Origin of the sequence: Brevibacillus sp. AY1 (assembly GCF_029870785.1) — a bacterium.
In the GTDB taxonomy this organism is placed as follows: domain Bacteria; phylum Bacillota; class Bacilli; order Brevibacillales; family Brevibacillaceae; genus Brevibacillus; species Brevibacillus invocatus.
This window is the reverse complement of record NZ_JAFLPN010000059.1, coordinates 1-15,928: the sequence shown is the minus strand read 5'-3', so window position 1 is coordinate 15,928 and position 15,928 is coordinate 1. Positions and strand designations below refer to the sequence as shown.

Genomic DNA, 15,928 nt, shown 5'->3' with positions numbered 1-15,928 from the left:
AGTGGTTGGTAACTACAAACCCCCACAGTGGACTTTCACCACCTAGTTAATCGCCATGCGTGGCACACCAAAAAGCGGCTGCCGATTATCTCGACAGCCTGCCCGCTGAGTGATTACTGGTTCTTACCGGTCCCTTCGTTGCGATCGTTGTGATGCGATTGGCGAAGGTTTGTATTCTTGTCATTTTCGTCTAATGTTTTCCCACGGTTCTTCCCCAGGTCCTTGCTGTTGTTATTCTTGCCCATCTGTGTACACCTCCCTTGCTTTAAGTATCAAAGGATAGCGTAACCAGTTGTCCTCTCTTTACTCATTTGATCGGCCTCGTCTCCATTCGACGAAAGCGTCCTCTCATGGAATAAATGATGGCGTAAGGGACTCTCCAGCCCAATAAAAAAGCCAGCGTGATCAGATAGGTGACTTGGGAAAAAATCCAGGTCATTGGAGCACCCAGCCAAATGGAGCGGAGTATCAGACCAATCGGTGCAGCCAAAGTCCAAGTCAGCACCGTGGAGAGGAGCAGTCTCCAGCCATTCCCGTATGTCTTCCTTCCATAGCTGCGAAACACAAACGCAGCGATCAGCCAACCGATCAAAAACGGCATCAATGTTTCCAAAATACCGAGGAAATTAGCAGGCAGTCGGTGAAGCAGCTTCCCATAGTAGATAAACAGCCAAAACGCGACCAGATCCCCGACCAGCAATACATAGCCTGCCGGCGAAATTCGCAGTCTCATGTGCACCCTCTTTTCTAGCGGAGGCTTTCATTTTCTCTATTGTACACATGCAGCGTGTTTCCCTACAATCCAAGTCGCTCATGATTCACCAAACAGATACATTTGCAATTTCTCCTCCACCCCAGACCATTCACGATCCAGGATGCTAAACATCACCGTATCACGGACATATCCGTCTTGTACGATCATGTGGCTGCGCAAAATTCCTTCTTTTACCCCGCCGATCCGGGCAATCGCTCGCTGAGAGTTGTGATTGCGCAGATCTGTCTTCAATTGAACCCGAATACACCCCAATGCCTCGAAGCAATGCTTCAGAAGCAGAAACTTGCATTCCGTATTCACCGCTGTTTTCCACACGGATGGAGTCAACCAGGTATGACCGATCTCCAGCCCTTTGTCCCTGACTGAAATGGCCATGAAGCGCGTGCTGCCAATGATTTTTTCGTCTCTCTTGTCGATGATCACAAAAGGCAACTCCGTACCTTTTGCCTCATTGTCCATCGCCGTACTGATAAAGGCGACGGCATCTTGGAACGATTCCATTTTTTTGGACATATAGGTCCAGATGGACTCATGTCGTCCAGCCTCCCATATCCCTTCTGCATGGCCTTGACGCAATGGCTCCAGACGTACCCGTTTTCCTTCCAAAATGACTGGTGTGATTTGCAGCATACCCATTCTCCTTAAATTCGGTGTACTGCCTGATCTTCTCGGCAGAACAGTAGCCCGAAATTTTTTAAAGGATAATGGGGAGAGCTGAATCTGTCAAGCTATCCTTTCATTATGCTTCCTCATTGATCACAACCTGTTTTCCTCGCCATTTCAAAATCAGTGGAATGATCAGCCAAAGCAGGGCGCATGCCAAAAAAATAAGCGATAGCGGTTTCGTCAAGAAGATCATGAAATCTCCGTTGGAGGTCGTTAAAGCTCTGCGCATGTTATTCTCAATCATCGGGCCAAGGACCAGGCCAAGGACGAGAGGTGCCAGTGGAAAGTCATTTTTGCTCAGGTAATAGCCGAGTATCCCGCATAGGACAAGCAAGACGAGATCAAAGGTGGTGATTTGGACCGCGTACACACCAAACACGGAGATGGCAATGATCAACGGAATCAGAAAATGCGGCGGTGTCTCAATGATTTTTGCAAACACTTTAACCAAGGGCATGTTGAGGACAAGCAGCATGACATTTCCGATAAACATACTGGCAATCAGACCCCATGCAACCTGTGGATGATCCGAAAACAGCAATGGCCCCGGCTGAACATTGTACATGAGGAGTGCACCCATCAAGATCGCCGTTGTACCCGATCCCGGAATCCCGAGCGTCAGCAGCGGTACCATGGCTCCACCCGAAGCTGCGTTGTTGGAGGATTCGGGTCCTGCTACCCCTTCAATCGCTCCTTTACCGAACCGATCCGGGGTTTTGCTCCATTTCTTTTCCAATATATAGGAGAAAAAAGATGCCAATGTGGCGCCAGCGCCCGGCAGCAAACCCACAAAAAAACCAAGGATGGAACCACGCGCAATCGGTGCCGCACTTTGTTTCAGATCCTGGGCAGTTGGCAAAATTCGCCCAACCTTGATCACCGGTGTTGAGGAGTTGTCATTTTCCATGATGCTTTTGAACACTTCACCCAGAGCAAACAAACCGACAGCGATCGTCAGAAACTCCAGGCCCTGGTACAAATTCGGAATCTCGTAGGTAAAGCGTGCTACTCCTGATACGTTGTCGATTCCAATCGTGGCCAGGAGAAGTCCGGTTACCGTCATGATCAGTGCTTTCGTCATCGACTTGCCGCCCAGTCCGCTAACCGCACAGAGCCCGAGAAGCATAAGCGAAAAGTATTCAGCTGGTCCGAATTGCAAAGCGAGATCGGATAGAGGCTGAGCTAGAAATACGAGCGCAACCAGTGCAAACAAGCCCGCGATAAAGGAACCAATCGCCGCGATGGAAAGCGCTGCGCCTGCCCGTCCTTGCTTGGCCATCTGATACCCGTCCAAGGTCGTCACGACAGAAGAAGATTCCCCTGGTGTATTTAATAAAATCGAGGTGGTCGAACCTCCATACATCGCGCCATAGTACACGCCCGCCAAAAGGATCAACGCACTTGCCGCTGCGTGCTCCGGCTCAAGGCCACTGGTCAACGAAGCCGTCACGGGCATCAGCAAGGCGACACCGCTCATCGGACCAATTCCGGGCAGAACGCCTACTGCTGTACCAATCAACACGCCGATAAATGCGTAAATCACATTATGCCATTGTAACGCAATCAAAAAACCGTCAGCCAAGTATTGAATGGCACTCATCTCATTGTCCTCCTTACATGCCTGACCAGACAGGAAAACCTGGCAAGGTTCCTTTTAGCAAGTTGACGTACACGTAATAGACACCTACGGAAAAGCACAAAGAGACTAAGGTCGTCTTCAGGTAGCTCTTGCTCCCCATAATCTGGAAGGAGATGAATAAAAAGAGAAATGTCGTGAGGATATAGCCGATCGGTTCCAGTAAAAACACATAGAGAAATGTAGCTGCCAACATAATAAAAAATCGTTTGTACTGAAGCTGTGCCACGTTCCCGGAGGCGCTATCTCCTGCCGTTTTTCTGCTGGACTCCCAAAACAGGCGCAAGCTGAGCAGGATCAGAATCAATCCCAAACCCAGCGGAAACATGTTTGGCCCCACTTCACTCCCGTAAGCGCTTGTAGAAATATTGCGGCTTTCTACCACAAACAAAATGCCTACCAACGCAAAGCAAATGCTGCTGTATCGGTCAAATGTCCGGTTCACCGTATGGACCCTCCTTTGGTTGAAAAAGGAGAGGGAGTTCCCCTCTCCTTTCGCTCCTTATTTCGACATCCCCAGCGATGTGAGCAGCTCGGTTACCAATTTGTCCTGCTCGTTCAGGAACTTCGTGAAATCTTCTGAACCTCTGTACTCACTTGCCCAGCCATTCGCTTCCAGCTCTTTTTTCCAAGCATCGCTCTCGGAAAGCTCCTTCAGCTTGCCCTCCCAGTACGCCTTGGCATCTGCCGGCATATCTGGCGGGCCAAACACTCCGCGCCAAATATTAAAGGTTGCATCGATTCCTTGTTCTTTTAACGTAGGGATGTCTTTCAGTTCTCCACCGAGTCTTTCCTCAGACGTTACACCCAGCACCCGAATTTTTCCTGCCTTGAGGTATTCGGTGACTCCGGAAGCATCCGTAGCAATCATGTCAGCATTATTGCCCAAGAGTGCTGCAATAGCTTCTCCGCCGCCGTCATAGGAGACGTACTTGACCTTTTTCGGATCGATTCCGTATTTCGCGGCTGGCAAGACACTGATCAGATGGTCCATCGATCCAGGTGCGGATCCGCCCGCCAACGTGATTTTGCTCGGATCTGCTTTGATGGCTTCAAGCAAGCTCTTCAGATCCTGATAAGGTGAATCCGCCCGAACGACTACAGCACCAAAATCTTTTGTCATTTGCGCCAGTGGAGTGACATCTTTATACCCATACGGACTGTTTCCTTCTTTTTTGTTGTGGTTGATCAAAATGGGCGGTGAATTGACGAAGAGACGATACGCATTGCCTTTATCCTTGCTCACATACTCTGCCATGAAGACGACACCGCCGCCGCCTGGCTTGTTCTCAACGGTTATGGCTTGCTCCACCAATTTGCTTTCATTCAACACTTTTCCGAGCGACCGAGCGGTTTTATCCCAACCGCCGCCGGCTCCTGACGGTGCTACCATGATGATGGGCTTCTCCGGATATTTGGATGCTGGCTGCTCGGCTGTGGTACCCGTAGAACCTCCGGTGGTTCCACTGCCCGTGTTTGTATTCCCGCCACCCCCACAGGCGACCAGTGCCAGCGTAAGGATGCTGGACACGGCTAGAAGCAGATTTCTCTTTTTCAAAGCAATTCCCCCTCTTCCTTCTATACATGTAAGCGCCTTCAAATCTGTTTCAAAAGTAACATGCGAGAGGTGCGGGAGAATAGTTTTCGTGCATAAAGCCTATTATGAATTTTAAGTACTTTTTGTTCATTATGTTCACGTTATGGGGAGGCAACATAACGGTATTTCCGCTCAGGTCTCCCCACTGTTCCATAGATCAGATCCGCTCGCGCCTTTTTCTCGACGACGAGATACTCCAGATAACGCCTGGCCGTCGTCCGACTCGTCCCGATCTCTTTGCTGATCTCCTCGGCAGAAACACCCGTGTCCTTTGTCTGCTTGATGGCATTCAACACTTTTTCCAGCGTTAGGAGATCAATGCCCTTGGGTAATAGTGCTTCTCTTGGCTTGCCTACAGCTAGATTGCGCATCAGGATTCGATCAATTGCCTCCTGATCAATCTCTCCTAGCTCGCGTGTACGCAAGAGATGCTCCCTATAGCTTTCCAGCCTTTCGCGAAAACGTTCAAACACGAGGGGCTTAACGATGTAATCGAAGACTCCTCCGCGCAATGCCTCCTGTACCATCTCGATTTCCTTCGCTGCTGTAATCATGATGATATCCACATCCCGATGGTGCTGACGAATATGCCAGACCAGTTCCGATCCCAGCATGTCAGGCAAATAGACGTCCAGCAAGACTAGATGAGGCTTTGTATACGCAAGCATTTCCTTCGCCTCGGCTCCATTCGTCGCTGTCGCAATGACTTCAAAGCCCTCAACCTTACTGACAAAACGTCTGTTGATATCAATAATGCGCAGATCATCCTCCACGATCAGCACTTCAACCTTCTTCATGATTACCCCTCCAATCTTTAGGCAAGGATACGGTGAACAAAGCTCCGCCCCATTCGCTTTTGCCCACGAGAATATAGCCACCTAACTCTTCTACGATACCGCGTACCTTAGACAGACCAATTCCACGCTGTTCTCCTTCCTTTGTAGAAAAACCGTATTCAAAGACCCGCTCCCACAGTTCTTCTGGCACCCCGGGACCGGAGTCCTCCACTTCAAACAAGATTTCCTCCCCTGCATCCGAGAGATAGCACTCCACGACTTTTTTTGAACTGCCGACTCCATTGACAGCCTCCAACGCATTCTGCAGCAGATTTCCGAGCAACACAATCAACTGCTGTCGGTTGATCGTGGCTGGCAGCTCTTGCAAGCGGCTGTCGTGATGGATCATAAACTGAATTTTCAGTTCCTTTGCACGGTTATGCATGCCTAGCAGCAAAGCTCCAATCAGCGGGTCTGGAATTTGTTTGGCGAGAAAAAGAATCAGTTCCTGCTGAGAGGATGTCTCGCTCGTGATCAGTTCGACGGCTTCTTGTATGGAACCGAGCTGCAATAAACCGGAGATCGTATACAGAAGATTATGAAATTCATGAGTCTGCGCACGCAAGACATCCGCGTATCGTCGTGCCTGGGACAGCTCAGATGCCAGCTGGTCGATTTCAGACTTGGCGCGAAAGCTGCTTACAACACCTACAACTTGACCACTCAGCTTGATCGGAACGCGATTGACGATGATTTCCTTGCCCCCGATCAGTGTCTCTCGGTCAAGCTGGTATTCCCCTGTTTCAAGGATCTCTGGCATACGGCTGTCGGGCAAAACCTCGTAGATCTGCTTACCCTGAACTTCGTCTTCTGGCAGCTCTAGAATACGAAGCGCCGCTTTGTTCATCATGGTAATCTGGTTGGTTTTGTCGATGGCAACGATTCCTTCACGCACGGATTCCAGCACGGCGTTGCGTTGGACGTACAAGGCCGCGATCTCCTCCGGTTCCAAACCAAGGATCGCCCGCTTGAGATAACGGCTTAAAGCAATCGCTCCAACCACGCCGCACAGAACAGCAATGCCCATGATCAAAAACACTTTTTCTTGATAATCGGCTATCGCACTCTCGATGTCTTCCAGCAGATAACCCACGGAAACGATCCCGATAACCTCTCCATCGTTTCCTTTAATCGGTACTTTTCCACGCAGTGAAGGTCCCATGCTGCCCACTGCCTTGGATATGTACGATTGACCATGCAAGAGTCCCAAATCATTGTCGCCTCCGACCATTTCCTTGCCTATACGATCCTCGATGGGATGGGCATACCGAATCCCTTCCCTGTTGCCCACAACGACAAACTCTGCATCGGTCTGGATGCGAACATTTTCTGCGATGGGCTGAATCAGCACAGAGGGGTTCTCCGCATAGAATGCCGCCCGAAGCTCTGGGTCGTTTGCCGTTATTTTGGCGACGCTTAACGCTCTTCGTCCTACCTGTTCCTCAATAGAAGAAGCAATAATAGAAGAAAAAATCAATCCAATTACACTGATAATGCCAATAATCACAGACGTAATCAATAAAATCATTCTGGTCTGAAAGGAGAGGCGAACTCTCTTTGACCTTGTCATCATTGTCTCACCTCTGGTTCATTTTACCACCAGAGGGAAAGAAAGCGATATCACCAATCCCGTCTTTGACATCGAAAGTCTCGCTTTGAAAATGTTGGAATTAGGTCTGCACTCCCCCAATATACTTTACCAACTTATATTCGAGACAAACTGGGCGGTTGTCCGAATGTAAGCGTCAGTCCAAGTAAAGGAGGGATATTTGTGAAAACACAGCACGACACAAATGGGATCGTCACTCTGACAAAGGAAGGCGAAAATTTGGTCAAGGACAGCCCGCTATACAATGAAGGGCTTCGTCCAACCACATTGGAAGAACACAGTTGGAGTGGCTACAACTTCGCAAGTCTGTGGATTGGTATGTCCATTTGTCTGCCTACTTACGCAATGGCGGCTGGCTTGATTTCACTAGGCATGAACTGGTGGCAGGCCATTTGTACCATCATTCTCGGAAACTGTATTGTCCTTATCCCCATTCTTCTCAATTCGCACGCAGGTACCAAGTTTGGAATTCCCTATCCCGTATTTGCCCGTCTCTGGTTCGGCTCCAAAGGCGCGCACATTCCTGCTGTCGCCCGAGGCTTGATCGGAGCAGGATGGTTTGGGATCAACTGTTGGTTTGGCGGGGCAGCCATCGATACGCTGTTGATGTCCATGACCAACTGGGGCAGCGTCCCTGGTCACTTGTGGATCGCCTTTTTCGGATTCTGGGCACTCAACGTGTGGGTGGCTTATCGGGGGCCTGAAGCAATCAGAAAGATGGAAGCGTGGGCAGCTCCTGTGCTGATTATCATGAGCTTGGCCTTGCTGGTATGGGCATTGACTAAAGCAGGCGGCTGGGGCCCCATGCTTTCGGCACCATCCAAATTCACTACTACAGGGGAATTCTTGAAAGTGTTTTTCCCAGCTCTCACGGGCGCAATCGCCTTCTGGGCAACAATGGCGTTGAACATTCCGGACTTTTGTCGCTACGCTAAAAGCCAAAAAGCACAAATCATTGGTCAATCCTCTTCCTTGCCGACAACGATGGGCTTCTTCTCCTTTATCGGGGTAGCCGTTGCCTCTGCTACGGTAGTCATATACGGTGAAGCAATCTGGGATCCGGCAGCTGTACTGGCAAAATTCTCTCCATTCGCCATCTTTTTGGGAACCATCGGGATTGTGCTGGCTACCTTGACGACGAATGTGGCTGCCAACATCGTAGCCCCAGCACGTGCCGTAGAGAATCTCGCGCCTCGCCGTCTCAGCTATAAAACCGGAGCTCTGATCGCAGGATTTGTCTCCTTGCTCATGCAGCCCTGGTACATCCTCGACAACTTTGGCAATTACATCTTCCTCTGGTTGGGCACTTACGGAGCGCTCCTCGGTCCCATCGACGGTATCGCCATAGCGGACTACTGGCTGGTTCGCAAAAGACGGATTCATTTGACAGAGCTTTATAAGACAAACGGGATTTATTCCTACAAAAGCGGCTACAACATGCACGCCCTTTGGGCCATGCTGATCGGGATTGCCATTCCGTTCATCTGCAAGTACATTCCTGGACTTACGATCGTTTGGGACAATGCCTGGACGATTGGCTTGCTGATCTCACTTGCAATCTACACCTGGGTCATGAAAGGGAATGCGTCCATCGTTTCTGCCAAACAGTATGATCAAGTCACGTCTCACTCTACACAATCTCACGCCTCTTGAGTCATGCAAAGCAAAAGACTGGCTGCCTCTTTATAGAGGTGCCAGTCTTTTTTGTGGTGAAAGGATCAAGGACCCGGAATCACCATTTGAATTGCTGAATCGACTCTTGCAAATCCTGAGCCAGTTCATTGAGATCCGCACTGGAACGTGCAATTTCTTGAACGGATTCCAGCTGTTCATTGGCATGGCCTGAGACGTTTTGCGTATGGTTGGCGGCTTCTGCAGCCAGATTGTTCATTTCGTCCATGGAGGATGCCACTTGCTGCACACTTGCCGACATTTGCTCCGTCGCTGCCGATACTTCCTGAATCTGCTCGGCTACCACTTGTGACGAGGCCACGATTCGATGGAAGGTCTCGCCTGCTTCCTGTACGATTGCAGTACCTTTCTGCGCCTCGACAGTACCGTCGTTCATAACGGTTACCACATGTGTTGTCTCTTGTTGAATTTCCGTGATCAGGCGAGCAATTTCTCGGGCCGACTCGTCCGATTGCTCAGCCAGCTTGCGCACCTCGTCTGCTACGACAGCAAAACCTCGACCGTGCTCGCCTGCCCGTGCTGCCTCGATCGCCGCATTCAAGGCCAAGAGATTGGTCTGAGAAGCGATTCCCGTGATTACGTCTACGATTTGACCAATCGCCTCTGAACGTACACCCAGCTCGTGCACCAGCTGTGCAGCCTGATTGACGGATGTGGAGATCGACTCCATCTGCTGGATGGCGGATTGAATATGCTCATTACCTTGCTGTGCTTCATCCGCTGCTTGGATGGAAGACTCAGAAACCGCACTGGCTGTATCCGCAATGCGTTGAATAGCGATAGACATTTCCTCCATGACACGTACGCTTTCTTGTGTGCGCTGGGTTTGCACCTCGGAGGAGCTGGCAATCTGTTGAACACTGCCCAGCGAACGTTCTGTCGCATGCGCGGATTGCTCAGCGTTGGCTGACAATTGGGCTGAGGAAGCAGCTACCTGCTCTCCTGCAACCTTCACCTGTTCGATCAGGGATCGCAAATTGATGACCAAGCCGTTGAACGCCACTCCCAGCTTTCCTACTTCATCCCGCCCGATATGGGTAACTTGCTCGACAGAAAGATCTCCTTGAGCCAACAGCTCCATCTTCTGAGATACAGCCCTCAGCGGGGTGCTGATCATTCTGGCAATACCAGCACCGAGCGCGATGGCGAGGATCAAAGCAACCGCTTCGATAATCAACAGCAGCAGAATGGTTTGTTCGGCTTGCTTTGCATACTCGGTTTGCATCCGATCAGCTTGGTCTGAAAGGTAGTTAGCCCAAGACAGCTGCTCATCATTGATCCAGTTCAGTGTCTTGTCGGTTGCCCGATAAAAGGTGTAGGCCGTGTCTACCTTCCCATCTTCAACCATGCTGACCACGTCTACCAGATCACTTCGATATTGCGTGACCAGACTTTGAAGCATCTGAACCTTTTTCTGCTCTTCTTCATCCAGGTTTGACAGCTGCAAATTCTCGAACAGCTGCATGGCATTTAGGTTCCGCGCTTCCAATTCAGATTTGTAGCCCTCTAAAAAGTCAGGTACGGGATTCAGGATCATTTTGTACACGAGGCTGTCAATCGCTCGCATCTCTTGACGCCAGTCGTTAATCCATTTTACAGGCAGCAATTGATCCTCATACATCGCTTCCAATTGTTCACTGGAAGACTTTAGCGAGATGTACCCCATCCCGCCTACAATAGTCATAAAAACGGAAAATGAGATGATTAGGACAACCATTTTGCCACGGGTACTTAAGTTGCGAATGATGCTCATCGTTCTTACCCTTCTTTCCTTGTGAAAATAACCATTAAGAGTTGAATATTGTCTAATCTTACCAAGTAAATCCGCTACAGTCGACAAAAAAGGTGGGAAGAACTTCAAATAGCGGTGTGTTACTAGGCTCATAATGGTTTTTTCCCTTTTCATTATGAAACGAAACCTACAATCATGCTCCGATATCCTCCATTGGTTATCCATGGCAGGCTCCTTCGAACTTCATCAAACATCTGTCATGACAACTTTAATTCCATAAATCTCGTTCCCTGGATTGGATTAAATACATAAGGCTCAATTTCATAGAATCCAAATGCGCGATACAGATCCTGAGCTTTGGTCATCGTAGGCAGTGTATCGAGTCTCATATAGGCCTTTTGCCGATTTGATACCCCCGAAATGCTTCTCGAACATAGAGTCGTTTCATTTCACATATTCCTTCTTCAATCTTGCGAAGTGCAATACATCCTGCTGCCTTCCCATCCACGACTGCGAATAACGGCTTTGATCTTCACGCTTTCCATCTGGGCACACCTCCCTCGGCTCTTACATGGGTACAACTGAGCAAAAAACGATCCTCTATCAGGATCGCTTGAGACATCTTACAGCTTTGATTTTATCCATGCCATCAACGCCCATCGTCTTTCCTGACGACGTTTGTAGGATGGCAGGCCACGATAGACTTCGACTGCCTCCCGGTAAGCTTGCTTGGCTTTTTCTTTCTGGTGAAGCTCGGTATACATGTCTCCTAGTTTGAAGTAGACCTCGCATGACGACATGTTCATCATAGCCAGTTCTTCCAAACTCGCGAGTGCCTTTTCCAACTGCTGCTGCTTCGAATAGGCCTCTGCCAGTCTCAGATAAGGCTCTCCGTACTTGACCCGTGGATTGGCCTTCAATGCTTGCTCAATCAACTGCTGACCTTCTTCCATACGGCCCAGCTTCAGGTAACAGATCCCTTTGTCGCACACGTATTCGGGAGAATCCTGCATGACCGTCGTAATGCCCTCCAAATAGGATAACGCATCTGCATACTGCCGTTTTTCCATAAGCAAGCGCGCAGCCTCCAATTTTGCAGAGGTGTCATGCGGATTGAGACGTATCTGGTTCTTCAGCAATGATAATCGGCGCCATCTCCGATAGGGCTTGGTGATGTCAGGAAGCAGCCGAACAAAGCGAAGATCTAGCACGTACAACAGCAATAATATGATGATCAGCGCAACAAAAGGACTTCCAGTCAGCCACCAGAAGATCGAAAAAATAATCATTTTCCCCAATGGTTTTCCCTCAATCCTTGGCATTTTTTCTTTCTAACTATAAGAGTTATTCAGAACAATTGTCAAATATTTCAATATGGAGGTAAACCATAGGGAGTCAATAAAAAGAATGAGCAACACAAAGAGATGCCACCCTCCTCGTATTACTCATTCTCTTTCATTCACCTATTTGCATCTGATGACTGGAAAACTTCTTACCCATCTTCCCTTGCAGAAAACGCGCAGCTTCCAGCATTTTCGTCGATTCGATTCCCGTCGTCATACCCATTCCATGAAGCATGTACAGCAAATCCTCGGTAGCCATATTGCCCGAAGCTCCAGGAGCATATGGACAGCCACCCAAGCCACCTACAGCACTGTCAAAGGTGGAAATCCCCATTTCGACCGAGACCAGTGTATTGGCCAAGGCCATCCCGTAGGTATTGTGAAAATGCATGGCAAGCCTTTCGGCAGGAAAACGTTTGAGCAGGACTTCCAGCACTTCTTGGACCTGTCTCGGATGAGCAATGCCGATGGTATCCCCTAGCGAGATTTCTTGTATTCCCATCTCCAGCAGGTTTTCAGCCACGCGAATCACAGCATCGATCTTTACATTTCCCTCGTACGGGCATCCAAAAACAGTCGAGATGTACCCGCGAACTGTTTTTTGGGCAGCCAGCGCAGCTTGTGCCGTTTCCTTTAAGATGGGGAAGGTATCTTCGATGGATTTGTTTATGTTTTTTTGGTTATGTGTTTCACTCGCGGACATGAACACAGCGGCGTCATCTATATTCGCCAGCAAGGCTCTCTCCAGCCCTCTGGCATTTGGAACAAGCGCTCCATAGGTTACCCCCGGAGCCCGCTCGATGCCTTGCGCGACTTCTACGGCGTCTGACAATGCGGGTATCCATTTGGGATGCACAAAAGAAGTAATCTCGATGTAGCTGACACCGGTATGAGAGAGTTGATTGATCCAAAACCGATTCATTCTGCAAACCGTCACGCGGACCGACTTCTTTGACCGTTATCTTTCTCGATGAGATATCCATTCGGCTTACGCTCCCAGTAAAGTTGTCATCATATACGTCGATCCATAGAAAATCATGAACTGCACACCTGCTCCTACACCCAATACACGGTTGAGCAAGCCACCCAAGGTTGCGACAGTCAGAGCGAGCATGACACCCACCAGCTGCGCTTCATGGAAAGCAAGCAGGCAAGCCAAACCGACGAACATTCCGACGATGGCTTCTTGGCTGATATTTTTCATGACAAACACAGTAGCTGTTCGCGCGTAATTCATGGCAAAAGGATACGCGATCGCAGTTGCAATAACCAGACCGATCAATCCGTACAAGAAGAAGTCCCAAGGTGTCAGCAGGTTGTGCAGATTGTTGACCGGATCACTGGTAAAGACAGGCGGTGCATTAAACAACGGTGCAGCAGGTCCCAGAGCAACAGGACTGAGCGGGATACCGAAAGCCAACAACGGAATGATCGCTTCCGCAATATAAGTGGACTCAGTGACACCATTCATTGCTGCCAGACTGGAAGTCGATTTCTTATACACGCCTTTATTACGCGAGCCGACGATTTCCCCCATCAGGGAGGTCATCCCGACTGGACTGAATGCAAACGTCAACGAAGAGATAAAGGAAGTGATCGATGTATGCGCGGTTTGTCTGCCTGTCAGTACCCGGAATGGATTCGGGAAAAAGCCCTTCCATGCACGTACCTCTGGTGCAAGATGATACTCTTTTGGCGAGTTGCGGATGAGTCCGCCTCTTGCACTGGAAGACATGGAAAGCAGCAGATCATAGAACATCGGGCCGATCGCGATTCCTAGGAAGAAGCTGATGCTCAAGTGCTTTTCCACGATCTGAAAGCTGAACTGGTCCAAGCTTCTGATAAAGAAGGCAAACGGAATAATCATTGCAATGCTGACCCATTTCCCCTTGGAGAAGTAAGCAATCAGCACAGCAGCGAGGGTGAAGATCAAACCCGAAGCAGATTTGAAAAAGTCTGCGAATTGACCAAGGCGTTCCTGTGGTGTTTTGCGATAAAATCCTGATATTCTCGTCGTTGTCATCGTGATTTCTCCTACTCTATCTGTCTTTTCTTTCCTTGTCTCTATTGCTTACGATCCGCCCAAAAATAGCGCTTACAAAGAAAGGATCACCCCAGTCACCTTGGTTTCATGTGATTCAACTTTGTTAAATGAACTTATACTACTACACGAATTGCTTTGTGTAAATGGGGTATTATTCGTAATATTCAGGTCGCATGCAGAAAACGCAAAAAGCCAGCCTAAAACATCACGTTTTAGAACTGGCTTTTTGACTTATAAGGCGCCGAGCGTAACTAGCCTTTAGCTGGACGGTTGAATAAAGATGGATAACACTTTTGCTTCCTGTTCATTGAACGGAAGAAAGATATGCGGCTTCATACCTGAGAAATACGCAGTGTCCCCTTCTCCCATGACATGCCTTTCCCCATCGTAAAACAGAATGATGGTCCCACTCACGATGTAGATAAACTCCTCTTCGGGATGCGTAAAAGGCTCCGTCACCGTCATATCCGGTGGAACCGTGACCAGCACGGGCTCGATTTTGCTGAATCTGGAGCGATTTGCCAATATTTCATACAAATACCCCATTTCCTTGCTTCCCATCTTCATCGTCCGCTTTGACAATGGCGACAGCACAAGATGTTCATCCCGATTTTCTTCCAAGAACCAGGCCAACGGGGTATCCAGATGCTCTGCAATTTTGGACAAGGTCGCTACCGCTGAAGCCGTTTGTCCATTCTCAATTTTGGACAAAAGACTCTTGGTAAAGCCGCAGCGATCCGCCAATTCTTGTTGTGTAAACCCTTTGCCTAATCTTGCTTTCCGAATTCGCTTACCAATCTCCGACAACTCGATGCCAAACAACCCCTTCATCATTCATTCCTGCATTGATTATAGCCATTGAGAAAAAAATGATCAACAGAGTTGAATACCATTCACCTCATCAGCTGCTATTCACTGCAGCTACACCTTATTGTCTGCTGGAGTGGTTGCCCGTTTCTTGCTCCATAGCTGCTTTAGACTATTCAGGTTGATCAGCACGATTCCGAAGACAATCGTGATTCCTCCTAGCAGCGATAGGAATGAAATCGGCTCATGATAGAGTAAGGCTCCCAGGCACAGTGCAATCAATGGTGAGACATACAGCCAGGTGGCTGGAAATACTGGATTGGTTCTGGCGACGAGCCAATAGAAGATGCTATGCCCCATCATGGAGCCAACGATGATCAAGTAGAAAAGCGACAGGAGGGCATTTGGAGCCAACATCGAAGCCATGTGGACATCTTCGGTGATCAACGATAATACAAGAAGCATCGCCCCTCCATACATCATCTGTGCGGCATTCAGTGTGATCGGCGATACTTCCTGAAATTGTTGTGCCACACGACGGGAGTATACGGTCCCGGCCGCAAAAAAGATTTGACCAAATAAAATCACGGTGCAGCCTGCAATCCAAAGCATGCTAAATGTCACCGTAACACCGGGCAAAAGCAGCAAGATGACACCGGCAAGCCCGATGAAGCAGCCTGCCCAGGAAAGAGTAGACAGCTTTTGACGTGAAATACCGGATTGAAGCAGTAGAATGATCAGTGGAGCCGTCGCGGACAGGACAGCCGCGATCCCAGAGCTTACATACTGCTCTCCCCAATACAGGCTGGCAAACACCCCAAAAGTCAGCCCCATTCCAGTCAGGAACATTTCTTTGCGTAGCAGAATGGATACAGTTGCCCTTCCCTTCCACGCCATAATGATAAACAGGATAACCCCTGCGAGGAAAAATCGAATGCCTGCCGAGAAAAATGGGGATGCACCCGCATCTATACCCACTTTGATAGCCAAAAACGTCGTGCCGAAAATCATGCACATCAGGAAATATTGGAACAAAATCATGCTTACTCCTCCTTTTTTCCATCATAATCAGAAGGAAATAGAACAGTTGTGTCCAAACAGAACAGATAATGGCAACGCACTAGCGTTGCATAAAAAATGTGTTTGTGATTTGTCGAAGTATTCTGAATGAAATCTTCAGCTTCCCAACCA

General features: G+C 48.9%; 15 protein-coding genes and 1 pseudogene. 1 reads left to right on the top strand and 15 read right to left on the bottom strand.

The window, feature by feature from the left end; translation table 11 throughout:
• Window positions 1-113 precede the first annotated feature (113 nt).
• The 8 genes from JZI27_RS23370 to JZI27_RS23335 all read right to left on the bottom strand — a co-directional run bounded on the left by JZI27_RS23370 (window position 114) and on the right by JZI27_RS23335 (window position 7,080).
• Window positions 114-245, bottom strand: coding sequence for a hypothetical protein (locus JZI27_RS23370; RefSeq protein WP_276330114.1), 132 nt, complete (start codon window positions 243-245; stop codon window positions 114-116).
• A gap of 62 nt (window positions 246-307) precedes the next feature.
• Complete coding sequence (locus tag JZI27_RS23365) at window positions 308-733, bottom strand: DUF3054 domain-containing protein (protein WP_280209552.1); 426 nt, start codon at window positions 731-733, stop codon at window positions 308-310.
• A 78-nt stretch (window positions 734-811) separates the two neighbouring features.
• Window positions 812-1,405 (bottom strand): GNAT family N-acetyltransferase, encoded by a 594-nt coding sequence (locus JZI27_RS23360; RefSeq protein WP_280209551.1) that lies wholly within the window; start codon window positions 1,403-1,405, stop codon window positions 812-814.
• 109 nt (window positions 1,406-1,514) lie between these two features.
• Complete coding sequence (locus JZI27_RS23355) at window positions 1,515-3,041, bottom strand: tripartite tricarboxylate transporter permease (RefSeq protein ID WP_122909309.1); 1,527 nt, start codon at window positions 3,039-3,041, stop codon at window positions 1,515-1,517.
• Window positions 3,042-3,054: 13 nt separating this feature from the next.
• Entirely contained in the window at window positions 3,055-3,522 is a 468-nt protein-coding gene (locus JZI27_RS23350; protein WP_280209548.1) for a tripartite tricarboxylate transporter TctB family protein, read from the bottom strand.
• Window positions 3,523-3,579: 57 nt separating this feature from the next.
• Entirely contained in the window at window positions 3,580-4,635 is a 1,056-nt protein-coding gene (locus JZI27_RS23345; RefSeq protein ID WP_280209546.1) for a tripartite tricarboxylate transporter substrate binding protein, read from the bottom strand.
• A gap of 140 nt (window positions 4,636-4,775) precedes the next feature.
• Window positions 4,776-5,474, bottom strand: coding sequence for a response regulator (locus JZI27_RS23340; protein WP_183185064.1), 699 nt, complete (start codon window positions 5,472-5,474; stop codon window positions 4,776-4,778).
• Window positions 5,458-7,080, bottom strand: coding sequence for an ATP-binding protein (locus JZI27_RS23335; RefSeq protein ID WP_122909313.1), 1,623 nt, complete (start codon window positions 7,078-7,080; stop codon window positions 5,458-5,460). The genes JZI27_RS23340 and JZI27_RS23335 overlap by 17 nt, the downstream gene beginning before the upstream one ends.
• Window positions 7,081-7,281: 201 nt before the next feature.
• On the opposite strand from JZI27_RS23335, the gene JZI27_RS23330 reads away from it, so the two are divergent.
• Window positions 7,282-8,772 (top strand): NCS1 family nucleobase:cation symporter-1, encoded by a 1,491-nt coding sequence (locus JZI27_RS23330; protein WP_122909314.1) that lies wholly within the window; start codon window positions 7,282-7,284, stop codon window positions 8,770-8,772.
• 79 nt (window positions 8,773-8,851) lie between these two features.
• Here the strand turns inward: JZI27_RS23330 and JZI27_RS23325 are convergent, their stop codons facing one another.
• From JZI27_RS23325 to JZI27_RS23300, 7 genes and pseudogenes are all read right to left on the bottom strand, one after another.
• Window positions 8,852-10,564 (bottom strand): methyl-accepting chemotaxis protein, encoded by a 1,713-nt coding sequence (locus JZI27_RS23325; protein ID WP_280209542.1) that lies wholly within the window; start codon window positions 10,562-10,564, stop codon window positions 8,852-8,854.
• Between the two features lie 364 nt (window positions 10,565-10,928).
• Window positions 10,929-11,051 carry a GNAT family N-acetyltransferase gene (locus JZI27_RS24950; protein ID WP_338068311.1) on the bottom strand — a complete coding sequence of 41 codons (123 nt, stop codon included), beginning with the start codon at window positions 11,049-11,051 and terminating at the stop codon, window positions 10,929-10,931.
• Between the two features lie 115 nt (window positions 11,052-11,166).
• A complete protein-coding gene (locus tag JZI27_RS23320; RefSeq protein WP_338075408.1) occupies window positions 11,167-11,832 on the bottom strand; it encodes a tetratricopeptide repeat protein in 666 nt (221 codons plus the stop codon).
• 166 nt (window positions 11,833-11,998) lie between these two features.
• Window positions 11,999-12,869 (bottom strand): annotated as a pseudogene (locus tag JZI27_RS23315) (hydroxymethylglutaryl-CoA lyase).
• A gap of 5 nt (window positions 12,870-12,874) precedes the next feature.
• A complete protein-coding gene (locus JZI27_RS23310) occupies window positions 12,875-13,909 on the bottom strand; it encodes a tripartite tricarboxylate transporter permease (RefSeq protein WP_280209540.1) in 1,035 nt (344 codons plus the stop codon).
• Between the two features lie 279 nt (window positions 13,910-14,188).
• Entirely contained in the window at window positions 14,189-14,761 is a 573-nt protein-coding gene (locus JZI27_RS23305) for a helix-turn-helix domain-containing protein (RefSeq protein WP_280209539.1), read from the bottom strand.
• Window positions 14,762-14,851: 90 nt separating this feature from the next.
• A complete protein-coding gene (locus JZI27_RS23300) occupies window positions 14,852-15,778 on the bottom strand; it encodes a DMT family transporter (RefSeq protein ID WP_280209538.1) in 927 nt (308 codons plus the stop codon).
• Between the last annotated feature and the right edge of the window lie 150 nt (window positions 15,779-15,928).